The sequence below is a fragment of the Pseudomonas petroselini genome, from assembly GCF_045037875.1.
Classification (GTDB): domain Bacteria; phylum Pseudomonadota; class Gammaproteobacteria; order Pseudomonadales; family Pseudomonadaceae; genus Aquipseudomonas; species Aquipseudomonas petroselini.
In genome coordinates, this window is record NZ_CP173614.1 from 274,303 (window position 1) to 287,678 (window position 13,376).

Below are 13,376 nucleotides of genomic sequence, written 5' to 3' on the forward strand. Positions count from 1 at the left end.
AGTTCTTGCCACCCAAGGCTGGCATCGGCTTCTGATTCTACTCCGGAAAACAAAAAAAATGCCTGAGCCCTCCTGCTACCCGCCCCAAAGTGGCGATATAACGCGCCAACAACTTTCCCGTTTTACCCTCATTACCTGCATCTCCCTGATCAGCTTCTTCCCGATCAACATTCTGCTGCCATCGTTTCCCGCACTGTCTGCGAAGTTCAATACACCCACAGCGCAAGTCGCGCTCTCGATCAGCCTGTTCACCCTGGTCTTTTCGATCGCCCAACTGGTCACCGGCCCGCTATCGGATAAATGGGGACGCAAGGAAGTCCTGCTCGGCTGCATTGCGCTGTCGATCCTGGGTGCGATCGGTTGCGTACTGGCGACGGACTACCTGACCTTTCTGCTGTTTCGAAGCGTCCAGGCCATGGGGTGCGGTTTCTTCGTATTGGGCCACGCGCTGGTGGAAGACCTGTTCGCAGAACAGGACCGCCCCCGTGTGCGCCTGTATTACATGACCCTCAGCGGTTCCTTTGTCGCGCTGTCACCGTTGATCGGCTCCTGGCTGCAAACAACCTTCGACTGGCAAGGCAGCTTCTATGGCTTTGCGCTGATGGCAGCGGGCATGTCGATCCATGCGTTCTGTACCCTGCCGTCTAAGTCCGCGAGCCCGCACCGCGAGCCAGTCTCGGTCATCCGCACACTCAAGGCCGTGGCACGCAATCGAGACTTTCTGCGTTACTGGTGGGTCGCCGCGCTGGTGTTCGCCTGTTACTTCGCCTTGATCAGCGTGACGCCTCTGATCTTCATGGATGCGCTGAAGCTCTCCGAATACCAATATGCGATGGTGCTGATGGTGTACGGTGTGGCCTACCTGCTTGGCGGCGTTGCAGCCTCGTACTTGCAAAAACGCATCACGCCGTCCCGACAGATCAACATCGGCCTCGGGTTGCTGACCGTCGCCGGGGGACTGCTGACCGTGATTGTCAGCGTTGACGCCATCACTACCGTGACCCTGCTGATCCCGATGCTTATCAGCGCCCTCGCCGTCACCTTGGTGCGGCCCGCCGCGATTTCTGCGGCGATGCTGTTGTTTTCAAGCAGCGCCGGCACGGCGGCGTCGGCGGGCAACAGCATCATGTTTCTCACCGCCGCCTTCAGCAGTGCTGCGCTGGCTCAGGCGGGCGATCAACTACTGATGACCATCGCCCTCAGTTTCATCGGGCTCAGCCTGTGGGGGCTTGTGACCAATCGCCAGACTAAGGCTCACGAATCACCGGCGTGAGCAGCATGTCACTGGACTGCAACTGCCGATAACGCGGTTTGACCAGCGAGATCTTGCCCTCGCGAATATCGTGAATCAGCGTCTCAGTGTCCACATAACCGTCGGGCAGTTGGGTCCATAACAGAGGGCCCCGGTCGTCCCACTCGCCCTTCTCGTTCAGGACAAAAATGCGCGGTGGCTTGGCGTCGGCGCGGTAGTCGGTACGCGGTATCGCGAGCACTTCGGGCTGGCCGTCCTGATCGAAATCCACCGCCCACAACACACAGCCGGGCTCGCAGGGCGAGTCAGTGTTCAGGCTCAGTTCGGCAAACTGCTCGCTGCCCTTGGGCTTGGGCCCGATCCACTCCAATTCCGGTTTGGGCCGGCGGGCACGCTCCTTTTCATACTGTTCGCTGAAACTCAGCGAGGTGTCGTCCATCCGCTCGCGCAAGGCACGGCGTGAATCCGGGTCCAGAATGCGCGCCTGGTCCAGGTCGACCTGCAATTGGGCGTAAGCCTCTTCGCCCGCCTTTTCCAGACCAAAACGCAGGTAGTGCGCATCAAACGCCTCTGCCTTGGTGCGCCCGTCCAGCAGGCGTCGCACCTGATCATTCACGCTGAGTCGCATCGGATTAAGCAACGGCGTGTTGATCAACACCACCCACCCGCAAAACAGCAGCGCCAGCGCCGGGTTGGTCACGCGCAAGTTGCCCAGCCAGGTCGGCGAACGCAACGCCACCGCCCACACGGCCGCCAGACCGTACAACACGCACAGCAGCGCCAGCGCCAGCGCGAGAAAGCGCTGCGGCGACAAGGCATATTGCTCAACCCGCAGCCAGCTCGAATAGAACGCCAGGGCGGCCAGTATCGGCAGGCACAGCAGGCTCAACTCGATAAAGTGCGTCAACCACTTGGGGTACGGGCGAGATTGCGCGCCATCTTGGAATACCCCATTGAGCAAGAACAACTGGGCGCCCGCCAGCACCAGCAGAATCGGCGTGGAGTAGCCCGTGGCCCAGATCCGTTCAAGCCCGGTAAAAGGCAAGACCAGGGTAAACAACACACTGATCAGCGCGACCAACGGCAGCAACATCACGCAGGCACTCAACAGCATGCCGCGCATCTGGCCAATGACTTTTTCGCTGTGCACGGCCAGGTACATGCCCAACGCGAACACCAGCGGCAAGCTGATGCACAGGAAGGCCTGGCTCCAGAAATGGTGCTCGAAAAACTCGATGCCAAGCATCAGGAACAGTCGGCCCCAGAGCTTGAGCAACAACATGAACAAACCCACCAGAATCAGCGCGTACAGCACAATGAACACGCTGTTCCAGGCTTGCTGGAACAGGTCTTCATAACGCCAGCGCTGCCCTTTGACTGAGGGCCAGGCGCACAGGAAACTCGCGCAAACGTAGCTCAGCACCGCCACGCTGATAAACCAGGAGTTGATCTCCCAACGGCTATTGCCGATATGTTCCGGTCCGTAGCAGACCCACAGCGTCATACCGCCCATCAGTAAAGTGAACGTCAGCGTAGGCAGCAATGAGCGCCACTGCCGGGCCTTTTCTCCCAGCAGTTGCAACGTGGTACCACCCACCAGGACCAGCGTGTAGGCGACAAAGAACAGCGCTTCGTTCGCGCGGTGGAGTTGGTCGGAGTAATAGAACACGACGCCCTGGATCAGGCCGATCAGCAGGTAGAACCCAAGAAAACGATTGATACCGGGCATTCCAGTTCCTTTGGAGTAGGGGCGAGTGCAAGAAGGCCGCCAGTCTAAACAACGCCGTCGCCCCTGTATTGCCCCGTTCCCTCCAGCCTCCAGCGGTGTAGAATCGGCCTATTCATCGCCAGTCATCCCCCGGCGGGTTTATGAGCTCGAGGCCCAAGCAAGCGGCGATCCCGCGACGCGAGTGGCAACTTCCGGACACACGGCTATTTTCGGGTGTTCCAGTCGTCAATTAGAAGCTCACTCCCCAGTAGTACCTGATAGTAGTTACTTGATTAGCCGCCCGGAGTGCTCCATGCCAGATTACCGCTCGAAAACATCCACCCATGGCCGCAACATGGCCGGCGCGCGCGCACTGTGGCGTGCCACGGGGATGAAAGATGACGACTTCAAGAAGCCGATCATCGCGATTGCCAACTCGTTCACCCAATTCGTACCGGGCCACGTCCACCTCAAGGACCTGGGCCAACTGGTCGCCCGTGAGATCGAACGTGCTGGCGGCGTAGCAAAAGAATTCAACACCATTGCCGTGGACGACGGCATCGCCATGGGCCATGACGGCATGCTGTATTCCCTGCCGAGCCGCGAGATCATCGCCGACTCCGTGGAGTACATGGTCAACGCCCACTGCGCCGACGCCATCGTATGCATCTCCAACTGCGACAAAATCACCCCTGGCATGTTGATGGCCGCCCTGCGCCTGAACATCCCGGTGATCTTCGTCTCCGGCGGCCCGATGGAAGCCGGCAAGACCAAGCTCGCCTCCCACGGCCTCGACCTGGTCGACGCCATGGTCATCGCCGCCGATTCCAGCGCTTCTGACGAGAAGGTCGCGGAATACGAGCGCAGCGCCTGCCCGACCTGCGGCTCGTGCTCCGGCATGTTCACCGCCAACTCGATGAACTGCCTGGTGGAAGCCCTGGGCCTGGCGTTGCCGGGCAACGGTTCCACCCTGGCCACCCACAGTGACCGCGAGCAGCTGTTCCTGCAGGCCGGCCGTACCATCGTCGAGCTGTGCAAGCGTTACTACGGCGAGAACGATGAGTCGGTGTTGCCGCGCAATATCGCCAACTTCAAGGCGTTCGAAAACGCCATGACCCTGGACATCGCCATGGGCGGTTCCACCAACACCATCCTGCACTTGCTGGCCGCCGCCCAGGAAGCCGAGATCGATTTCGACCTGCGCGACATCGACCGTCTGTCCCGTCACGTGCCACAACTGTGCAAAGTCGCGCCGAACATTCAGAAGTACCACATGGAAGACGTGCACCGCGCCGGCGGGATCTTCTCGATCCTCGGCTCGCTGGCCCGTGGCGGCCTGCTGCACACCGACCTGCCGACCGTGCACAGCAAGTCCATCGCCGAAGGCATCGCCAAGTGGGACATCACCCAGACTGACGATGAAGCCGTGCACACCTTCTTCAAGGCTGGCCCGGCGGGCATCCCGACGCAAACCGCGTTCAGCCAGTCGACCCGTTGGGACACCCTGGACGACGACCGTGAAAACGGCTGCATCCGCAGTGTCGAGCACGCCTACTCGCAAGAAGGCGGCCTGGCCGTGCTGTACGGCAACATCGCCCTGGATGGCTGCGTGGTGAAAACCGCCGGCGTGGATGAATCCATCCACGTCTTCGAAGGCCGCGCCAAGATCTATGAAAGCCAGGACAGCTCGGTACGCGGCATCCTCGCTGACGAAGTGAAAGAAGGCGACATCGTGATCATCCGCTACGAAGGCCCGAAAGGCGGCCCGGGTATGCAGGAGATGCTCTATCCGACGTCGTACCTGAAGTCCAAGGGCCTGGGCAAAGCCTGCGCCTTGCTGACCGACGGCCGTTTCTCCGGCGGCACCTCGGGCCTGTCCATCGGCCACGCTTCGCCGGAAGCCGCTGCCGGTGGCGCGATTGGCCTGGTGCAGGATGGCGACAAGGTGCTGATCGACATTCCGAACCGCTCGATCAACTTGTTGATCAGCGACGAAGAACTGGCTGCACGCCGGGTCGAGCAGGACAAGAAAGGCTGGAAACCGGTGGAGAAGCGTCCACGTAAAGTGACCACCGCGCTGAAGGCCTATGCCTTGCTGGCTACCAGTGCCGACAAGGGTGCGGTGCGTAACAAAGCGATGCTCGACGGTCTGTAAGCTTCGCCCATAAAAATGCCCCGCCAAGTGCGGGGCATTTTTTTGCCTGAAACAACGCTCCAAAACAATGGAGATCAAATGTGTGGAGCGGGCGCTCTTTAAAACTGTGGGGTGTAGGTCATGGTAAACATCACATTGCGCGGGTCGCCATAGTAGTTACTGCCCCAATTCGCGTTGTACGCCGGGATGTAATACTTCTTGTCGAACATATTGTTCAGGTTCGCCGCGACAGTGAACTCCTGGTTGATCTTGTAGGCCACCCGCGAATCCCACAGCGCATTGCCGGGCACGCTGAACGTGCGGTCATAGGCGACGGTGCTGCTTTGTGCGGTCACGCCGGCGCCGACGCTGACGTTGCTCCAGTCGCCCGGCAACTGGTAATCCCCCCAGACCTTGAGCAGGTGCTTGGGTGTCCAGGTGCTGAAGATCTTGCCTTCGTAGGTGTCGTCCTTGAGGAATTTGGTGGTGTTGTAGGTGTAGCTGGAGACCAGTTGCAGGCCCGGCAGCACTTCACCGCTCAAGGTGGCCTCGAAGCCTTGGCTACGGACCTTGCCGGAGGCGAGCGAGCAGTACCAGCCGCCGCAGACTTTACCGCCTTGCAGGTCTTGAGCCGCGCGGTTTTCCTGGTCATAGCGGAAGAGAGCGAACGAGGTATTGAGCCGACCGTCCGCCAGTTCGCCCTTCAGGCCCAGCTCGTAATTCTGGCCTTCAATGGGCTTGAGCACGGTCAATGAGGTGGTCAGGTTGGTTTGTGGCTCAAAGGCATCGGTATAGCTGGCGTAGGCCGACCATTGCTCGTTGAGTGCATAGACCAGGCCGGCGTAGGGCGTGACGTGGCCATTGCTGTGCGTGGTGCTCCGGGTTGGGTCGCCGTACACACCCTGGAACCCGCTCTCGTCCCTGTAGGAATAGTCATACCAACTGGTGCGCGCACCGAGGATCAACGTCAGCGGGTCCGCGACCTTGACACGCCAGGTGCCATAAATGCCCTTCTGGCGAATGTCATACCAGCTCTTCGTCGCATTCCCCGCCTGGAACAACTGATTCCTGTCGCGCTGCGGCCGGTTGTGGTCGATGTTGAAAATATCTGCACCCGGCGTCGCCGCGCGCGCCCAGAAATCATCCGTGGTGAGTTTGGAATAGTTGGCGCCCAGAATCATTTCCTGCTGGAAACCCAGGCCTTCGAACTTGCCGTCGACATACACATCGACACCACGGCTCTTGGTGTTGAAGTCAGTGACCCAATCGACATAACGCACGGTGCCGGTGTCGCCGGGGTTGGGGATGGTGTCCCACGTCGCCTGGTAGGTCGCGTCATTGTGTTCGTCCATCGCCACCAGGGCGGCCTTCACTTTCCAGTCATCGTTGAAGCGATGCTCGATATCGGCAAACACCTGGGTCTGGTTATTGACGTTGCGGTTCCAACTGGCGCCGACGAAGGTCGATCGCGACAAGCCGATGTCACTGCCGTTGGCGTGACGCGGCAGCGACATGAAGTTGGGGCGCGAATGCCCCTTCTGGTTGCTGATGCCCACGCCGACGGTGGTGTCTGGCGTGAAGTCGTAGTCCACCGCTGCATAGACCGTCTGATTCCAGCCGCCCGCGTAATCCACGAAAGAATCGGTGGTGTCGTAATCCGCCACAAACCGTCCGCGCAACGTGCCTTCGGTATTGAGCGGGCCGCCGGCATCGACTTGGGTGCCGTAATGGTCCCACGAGCCGGCCTTGGCGGTGATGGTCACGGTCGGTGCCTGTTGCCCGCGCTTGCGCACCAGGTTCATGGTGCCGCCGGGGCTGTTCGCGCCTTGCAGCAAGGCGGCTGGGCCGCGCAGGGTTTCCACACGGTCGTAGATCGCCATGTTTTCGGTGAGGTAGCTGCCCAACGCGTAGGTGTTACGCGGAATGCCGACGCCGTCGTATTGCAGGGTGCCGACTTCGAAACCCCGGGAGAAGATGAACATCCCAGGGCCGGGGGATTTGGTCGCCGTCAGGCCGGGCGTGCGCTTGACCACCTCGGAAAGCTTGGTGGTGTTCTGGTCATCCATCTGCTTGCGGGTCATGACGCTGACCGATTGCGGGATGTCCTTGAGCTTCTGCTCACCCTTGCCCAAGGTCACGGCGCCCGTGGTGTAGGAGCCGGTGCCTTCGGTGGTGGCCCCCAGGCGTTCGGCGCTGATGGTGGTGGCGCCGACTTCGAGGGCGCCGCCTGTGTCGACACGTTTTTCCAGGGTAACGGTATCGGCATTGATAAAAGTGGCGCTCAACCCTGTGCCGCCCAACAGCTGGCCCAACGCCTCGCGCTGACCCAGAGTGCCACTCACACCGGGCGACACCACACCCTGTGTCAACTCACCGGACACCAACACCTGAACCCGCGTGACCGCCGAAAACGCCGCCAGCGCACCGTCCAGGCTCTGCCCTGGAATATCGAAGCGGTAGGCCTGGGCCTGGGTGCTTTCAGCAGCTTGCAAATACAGCGGCGCAGTGCCGCAGGCCAAGGAAATGGCCAGTGCCAGCAAGGGCCGTGCGGCGAATCGGTGTGCCATGGATGGTGCTCCCCGGTGCAAAAAGTCTGTGATCGGCGCCGCACTACTTGAGAGTGCTTACTATTTACGCCTCAGTGATCAAGGACGATGGCTTGCGGGGAAACCCTGAAAATATTTTGAAAAAATTGCTGTCAGGACGCTTTGCCTTCGCGCAACACCAGTAAATACGGGGTGTAGTGCTCGGCGCGCAGGTTGAGGGTGTATTCCAGCGCCTTGATCACGGCCTCGGGCTTGTCGATCTCGAACACGCCGGACACCACGCGATTACGCAGCGCCTCGCCCAGCACCAGGGTCTTGCCCGGCCAATAGCGGTTCAACTCGCTGACCACTTCGGACAGCGGTTGTTGACGGAACACCAACTGCCGCTGACGCCAGGCAAAGCCGCTGGCTGGATCGAAACCGTGGACGTCGGCGAGGCGCTGGCCCTGATACTCCACCGCCCGTCCCGGTTCCAAATAAACCGCCGTATCACCGCCGGAACTGACCTGCACCTTGCCCTGCGCCACCTGCACTCGCGTCTGCGCATCGCGCCGTGCCACGCTGAACTGAGTGCCGACCACCTTCACCCAGCCATCGCCGGACTGCACTACGAAGGGCCGCGCCGGGTCTTTGGTGACGTCGAAAAAGCCTTCGCCACGCAGCAAACGAATCTGCCGCTCACCGGCACTCATGCGGACCTGAACGGCGCTGTCGGTGTTGAGCTGCAAGTGGGAACCGTCAGCCAGTTCGACCGTGCGCGATTCGCCGGTGCCAGTGGCGTAGTCCGCGCGCAGGCGGTCGAGCCAGGGCGTGTTCTGCACGGTCAGCCCCACCGCCAGCAACACGGCGGCGGCGCAGGCCCAACGCCGGGCGGGTTTGCGCCAGGCAGCCTGTTCGGCGCGGCGGATCAGGCGTGCCGGTTCACGCAAGCCGCCGAGCATCGCCTGCACTTCCTGCCAGGCGTTATCCTGGGCCTGGCCCTGCCCGAGCCACGCGGCAAAGGCGTCCATTTCGGCCGGGGTTACATCCTCAGCCTGCAGGCGGAAATACCAGCCGGATGCTTCTTCGAATAGGTCGTCGGCAGTGTGTGTGGCAGTCATGACCGACGTCCTTGTGTCTCGCAGGCAAGCCGCGTCTTGATGTAAGCGCGGCATTCAATCAAGGCGCGACGCAATTGGTATTCCACACTGCGCGGGGTGATCGACAGGCGCTCACCAATTTCGCGGTAGGACAGTTCGTCGACATGATAGAGCAGGAAGATCTGCCGAGTCGCTTCGGGCAACGCCAGGATCGCGTCCTGCATGAGTTGCTCCTGTTGGTAGGCGGCCAATTGTTCGTCGGCACCTGGGTTGCCGCACGGCAACTCTTCGCTGGGCTCACCGGCATCCAGGCGTTCACGGCGGATGGCCTGGCGCTGGTGATCGCGCACCAGGTTACTGGCAATGGTGAAGAGGAAGGCCGGGAGGTTGTCGATCTTCTCGCCGGAGTCCAGGCGCGCCAGGCGCAGGAACGACTCCTGAGTCAGGTCGGCGGCCACCTGGGCGCTGCCGGTGCGGCGGGTGACGAAGGCTTCGAGGGCTTTCTTCTGCTCCGCGAACAGGCGCGCGATCTGCGAATTCCAGGAGGGCACAGCACTACCTTGAGAAGAACGGAGGGTTCAGGAAGTGCGCACGCTAGCAGAGGATGAGATTGGTTCGCAATTGATATCTATTTTAGACGAGGCTTTGCGGTGTCAATCAAATAGCTATCGGAGGCAAGCCTCTCCCACACTGACTGCATCCTCATGTTGGAACTCGGTCAAATGTGGGAGGGGCTTGCCCCCGATTAAAGCCACCTCAGGCTTACTGAATTTCGTCAGGTTTGACGATCACCCAGTTTTTGTCCGCCGTCACCGGCAACCCTTCCTTGGCCTGCGCCGCCGCGTGCTTGGCGATCATGCCGTTCAGTTGGGTCATGTATTTGTCTTTACGGTTGATCCACAGGTGGATGCCGCCCTTGGCCACGTCCACATCGTGGAACAGCATGTAGCCGTCGCTGGTCGGTGTGTCACCGCCAACGATCACCGGCTTCTTCCATTCGTCGATGTAGGTGAGGATCGCCGCGTGCTTGCCTGCCATCCAAGTGGCCGGAGTCCACAGGTACGGGGTCAGTTCCAGGCCGAGGTTGGCCTTCTCGTCATATTTGCCGGCGGTGATCTGTTTGCGCGCGGTGGTCAGCTCACCGGTCTTGCGGTCCTTGAGCAAGGTGCTCACGCCGATGACGTTCTCGGGTTTGACGTTGTAGCCATACTTCGGATCGGCGGCGACCATGCGCACCAGCTCCTCGGAAGCGGCGGTCATCACATACACCTCGATGCCGTTTTCCATCAGCTTGTTGTACAGCTCGGCCTGGCCGGTGAAGACTTTCGGCGGTTGCACTTCGGACTGCTTCACCACGTCGCCGTCAAAATAACTGACCGGCACGGGCTTGCCGGAGGCCATCAGCTCATCGACCTGCACTTTGAGCTCCTTGAGGGTGAAGCCCGAGAACACCTGGGCGACCCACGGGTAGCAAACCATGTCGTCCACTTCGCAGAGGCGATAGTAGTAACTGAACAGACTTTCCTTATGGTCGGCGGTGTCTTTGAACGGCATAAGCTTGAGCGACGGATCAAGGCTGTCGCGGGTGATCAGGCCCTTGTTTTCCATGTAGGGCAGCAGGGACTCTTCGAGGTCGTAGCGGTAGCTGGTGTTGTCCATGTCGAACACCGCGAAGTTACCCTTGTTGGCATTGGCGGCGATCATTTCATTGAGCTGCTTGGCGGCAGGCGCCGGCCAGTGTTTCAACTCGGTGGCGGCGAACGCCTGGCTGACGAGTCCGAGGCAGAATGCGGCGGCTAGTAATTTCGGCGCGAACTTCATAGGCGGTGTCTCCCTGAGTGAAAGATACCGACGCTAACAAATCCCTGTGACAGTTCCCACGTTGAGCACGACCGTACGCGTCCTGATCCCGTCACCCTCATGCGCCTGAGCGTCAGGTGCTTATTCCAAAAACGACAGCCACCATTCCATATCGATATTAAATCAATATATTTCAAGCTGTTAGGCTTGCCGGTTCGCAGTCGCAGGCTCGCGCGATTGGCTGCCCTCTCAACGGAGTTTCAATGAATCTTCCCCTGATTCTCAATTTACTGGTGTTCGCGGCCCTCTTGCTGGGCCTGGCACAAACCCGCCGCACAAACTGGAGCCTCGCCAAGAAGGTCCTGTTTGCGCTGGTTCTCGGCGTGGTGTTCGGTGCCGTTCTGCACACGATCTACGGCGACGGCAATCCTGTGCTCAAAGCCTCCATCGGCTGGTTCGACCTCGTCGGTAACGGCTACGTACAACTGTTGCAAATGATCGTGATCCCGCTGGTATTCGCCTCGATCCTCAGCGCCGTGGCACGTCTGCACAACGCCTCATCACTCGGCAAGATCAGCTTTTTGACCATCGGCACGCTGCTGTTCACCACCGCGATTGCGGCGCTGATCGGTATCGCGCTGACCAACCTGTTCGGCCTCACCGCCGAAGGCCTGGTGGCCGGCACCCAGGAAATGGCGCGCCTGCAAGTGATCCAGAGTGACTACGCCGGTAAGGTCGCCGACCTGAATATCCCGCAATTGCTGCTGTCGTTCGTGCCCGCCAACCCGTTCGCCGACCTGGCGCGGGCCAAGCCGACGTCGATCATCAGCGTGGTGATCTTCGCCGCCTTCCTGGGGGTTGCCGCACTGCAACTGCTCAAGGATGACGTGGAAAAAGGCCAGAAAGTGCTCAACGCCATCGACACCCTGCAAGCCTGGGTGATGCGCTTGGTGCGCCTGGTCATGAAGCTCACGCCCTATGGCGTGCTGGCACTCATGACCAAAGTCGTCGCTGGCTCCAACCTGCAAGACATCATCAAGCTCGGCAGTTTTGTGGTCGTGTCATACCTGGCCCTGGGCCTGATGTTTGTGGTGCATGGCCTGCTGCTGTCGCTGGCGGGGATCAACCCGCTGCGCTTCTTCCGCAAGGTGTGGCCGGTGCTGACCTTTGCCTTCACCAGCCGCTCCAGCGCGGCGGCGATCCCGCTGAGCATTGAAGCGCAGACCCGTCGCCTGGGCATCCCGCAATCCATCGCCGGTTTCGCCGCGTCGTTTGGCGCGACCATCGGCCAGAACGGCTGCGCGGGTCTCTACCCTGCGATGTTGGCGGTGATGGTTGCACCGACTGTCGGCATCAACCCGCTGGATCCGCTGTGGATCGCGACCTTGGTGGCGATTGTGACCCTGAGTTCGGCCGGTGTGGCGGGCGTGGGCGGCGGGGCGACCTTCGCCGCATTGATCGTACTGCCGGCGATGGGCCTACCGGTGTCGCTGGTGGCGCTGCTGATTTCCGTGGAGCCGCTGATCGACATGGGCCGTACGGCGCTGAACGTGAATGGTTCGATGACGGCGGGCGCGATTACCAGCCAGATCATGGGGCAGACGGATAAAGAACGGTTGAATGCGGATGAGCATGCTGAGTTAGCGCAGGCTTAACGAAATCAGCTAGCAGGGATCTTGCTCCCTGCTAGCTCAATCGATCGGCAGCCTTTCGGTAAACCTCTTCACGCTCACGCTTGTCGACGGCAACGACAAATACCGTGATCTCCTGCTCAATCACTTGATACACCAACCGATAGCCACTGCTGCGAAGCTTGATCTTGTAGCAATCGGGCAAACCATGCAGGCGGCTGGCTTCTATACGTGGATTGATCAAGATCTCGGCAAGCTTCTTTTTAAACTGTTGGCGAATGGTATCGCCGAGTTTGTGCCATTCCTTTAAAGCTCGCGCATCGAAATCGAGTTCATAGGTCATCCAATGAGACCTTCACTCGCTGAGGCGCAGCCAACCGCTCCCGAACGGTTGCCAACAAAGCTTCGTCATCTTCAGTCAAGAGAACAGGCTTGAAGGGTAGCTGGCCGCGCTCTGCCACGTATTGCAAAGCTTGGCGCATTAATTCCGATGGGGTGACGCCGAGTTTTTCCAGCTCGTGATAAGCACGCGCCTTAAGATCGTCATCGATACGTACGTTAATAGAGGCCATGGGAGAGCCCTCACTGTAAAGACATTGGTCATTACAGTGGCGCATAACGGTTTCTTTTGCAAGTCAGGCTTATCCCGTGCCGATCAGACCTTTTCCCAAACCTCAAAGCTGTACGCTGGCTTATCACCCTCAGCCGCATTCTCGACATTCGACACCAGCGTCCACTGGCCCGCATCAAACTGCGGAAACCACGCATCCCCTTCCGGGCTCAGCGCCACCCGCGTCAAATACAGGCGATCCGCCTGCTCTAACCCCTGCGCATACAACTGCGCACCGCCGATCAGCATCAGCTCATCCACGCCCTGCTCCAACGCCCACGCCTCGGCGCGTTCAACCGCAGCATCCAGTGACGGAAAAACTTCCGCACCTTCGAGCGCCAGATCGGTCTGACGGCTAACCACCAGGTTCAGGCGCCCCGGCAGCGGTCGGCCCAGGGAGTCCCAGGTCTTGCGCCCCATGATGATCGGCTTGCCGAGCGTGGTGGCCTTGAAATATTTGAAATCCCCCGGCAAATGCCAGGGCATGCTGTTGTCGACGCCGATCACACGGTTTTCACCGAGGGCTGCGATCAGGCTTAAAGGGAGAGTTTTTTTCATGCCGACGAGAATACCAGAGCCGCAGGTCTGCGGTTATGCTCCAACCTCACTTGCTCAA

Annotated in this window: 11 protein-coding genes; 3 read left to right on the forward strand and 8 right to left on the reverse strand. The window is 60.2% G+C overall.

The genetic code is table 11. The features are described from left to right. Positions 1–58: 58 nt before the first annotated feature. Positions 59–1,273, forward strand: coding sequence for an MFS transporter (locus tag ACI512_RS01375; RefSeq protein WP_231807801.1), 1,215 nt, complete (start codon positions 59–61; stop codon positions 1,271–1,273). Here ACI512_RS01375 and ACI512_RS01380 read toward each other — a convergent pair. Next, the gene (locus ACI512_RS01380) at positions 1,248–2,981 is read right to left on the reverse strand and encodes a DUF4153 domain-containing protein (protein ID WP_231807802.1); all 1,734 of its coding nucleotides are present in this window, start codon (positions 2,979–2,981) and stop codon (positions 1,248–1,250) included. The two genes, ACI512_RS01375 and ACI512_RS01380, sit on opposite strands and share 26 nt — an antisense overlap. 292 nt (positions 2,982–3,273) lie before the next feature. Here ACI512_RS01380 and ilvD point away from each other — a divergent pair, with 292 nt between their 5' ends. Then, positions 3,274–5,115 carry a dihydroxy-acid dehydratase gene (gene ilvD, locus ACI512_RS01385; protein ID WP_003195159.1) on the forward strand — a complete coding sequence of 614 codons (1,842 nt, stop codon included), beginning with the start codon at positions 3,274–3,276 and terminating at the stop codon, positions 5,113–5,115. 98 nt (positions 5,116–5,213) lie between these two features. Here the strand turns inward: ilvD and ACI512_RS01390 are convergent, their stop codons facing one another. The 4 genes from ACI512_RS01390 to ACI512_RS01405 all read right to left on the reverse strand — a co-directional run bounded on the left by ACI512_RS01390 (position 5,214) and on the right by ACI512_RS01405 (position 10,540). After that, the gene (locus ACI512_RS01390; RefSeq protein ID WP_236378274.1) at positions 5,214–7,661 is read right to left on the reverse strand and encodes a TonB-dependent siderophore receptor; all 2,448 of its coding nucleotides are present in this window, start codon (positions 7,659–7,661) and stop codon (positions 5,214–5,216) included. A gap of 131 nt (positions 7,662–7,792) precedes the next feature. Further along, on the reverse strand, positions 7,793–8,740 hold the full coding sequence (locus tag ACI512_RS01395) for a FecR family protein (protein ID WP_236378272.1): 948 nt from the start codon (positions 8,738–8,740) through the stop codon (positions 7,793–7,795). Then, positions 8,737–9,270: an RNA polymerase sigma factor gene (locus tag ACI512_RS01400; protein WP_015886374.1), complete on the reverse strand. Its 534-nt coding sequence runs from the start codon at positions 9,268–9,270 to the stop codon at positions 8,737–8,739. The genes ACI512_RS01395 and ACI512_RS01400 overlap by 4 nt, the downstream gene beginning before the upstream one ends. 211 nt (positions 9,271–9,481) lie before the next feature. Then, the gene (locus ACI512_RS01405) at positions 9,482–10,540 is read right to left on the reverse strand and encodes a hypothetical protein (protein WP_064054339.1); all 1,059 of its coding nucleotides are present in this window, start codon (positions 10,538–10,540) and stop codon (positions 9,482–9,484) included. Between the two features lie 242 nt (positions 10,541–10,782). Between ACI512_RS01405 and ACI512_RS01410 the strand changes: the two genes are divergently transcribed. After that, positions 10,783–12,174, forward strand: coding sequence for an L-cystine transporter (locus ACI512_RS01410; RefSeq protein ID WP_015886376.1), 1,392 nt, complete (start codon positions 10,783–10,785; stop codon positions 12,172–12,174). Positions 12,175–12,205: 31 nt separating this feature from the next. On the opposite strand, the gene ACI512_RS01415 is transcribed toward ACI512_RS01410, so the two are convergent. From ACI512_RS01415 to ACI512_RS01425, 3 genes are all read right to left on the reverse strand, one after another. Continuing rightward, positions 12,206–12,493, reverse strand: a complete 288-nt coding sequence (locus tag ACI512_RS01415) for a type II toxin-antitoxin system RelE/ParE family toxin (RefSeq protein ID WP_046034926.1) — start codon at positions 12,491–12,493, stop codon at positions 12,206–12,208. After that, positions 12,483–12,722 carry a type II toxin-antitoxin system RelB/DinJ family antitoxin gene (locus tag ACI512_RS01420; RefSeq protein WP_236378270.1) on the reverse strand — a complete coding sequence of 80 codons (240 nt, stop codon included), beginning with the start codon at positions 12,720–12,722 and terminating at the stop codon, positions 12,483–12,485. The genes ACI512_RS01415 and ACI512_RS01420 overlap by 11 nt, the downstream gene beginning before the upstream one ends. A gap of 83 nt (positions 12,723–12,805) precedes the next feature. Continuing rightward, positions 12,806–13,318 (reverse strand): dihydrofolate reductase, encoded by a 513-nt coding sequence (locus tag ACI512_RS01425; RefSeq protein ID WP_236378268.1) that lies wholly within the window; start codon positions 13,316–13,318, stop codon positions 12,806–12,808. Between the last annotated feature and the right edge of the window lie 58 nt (positions 13,319–13,376).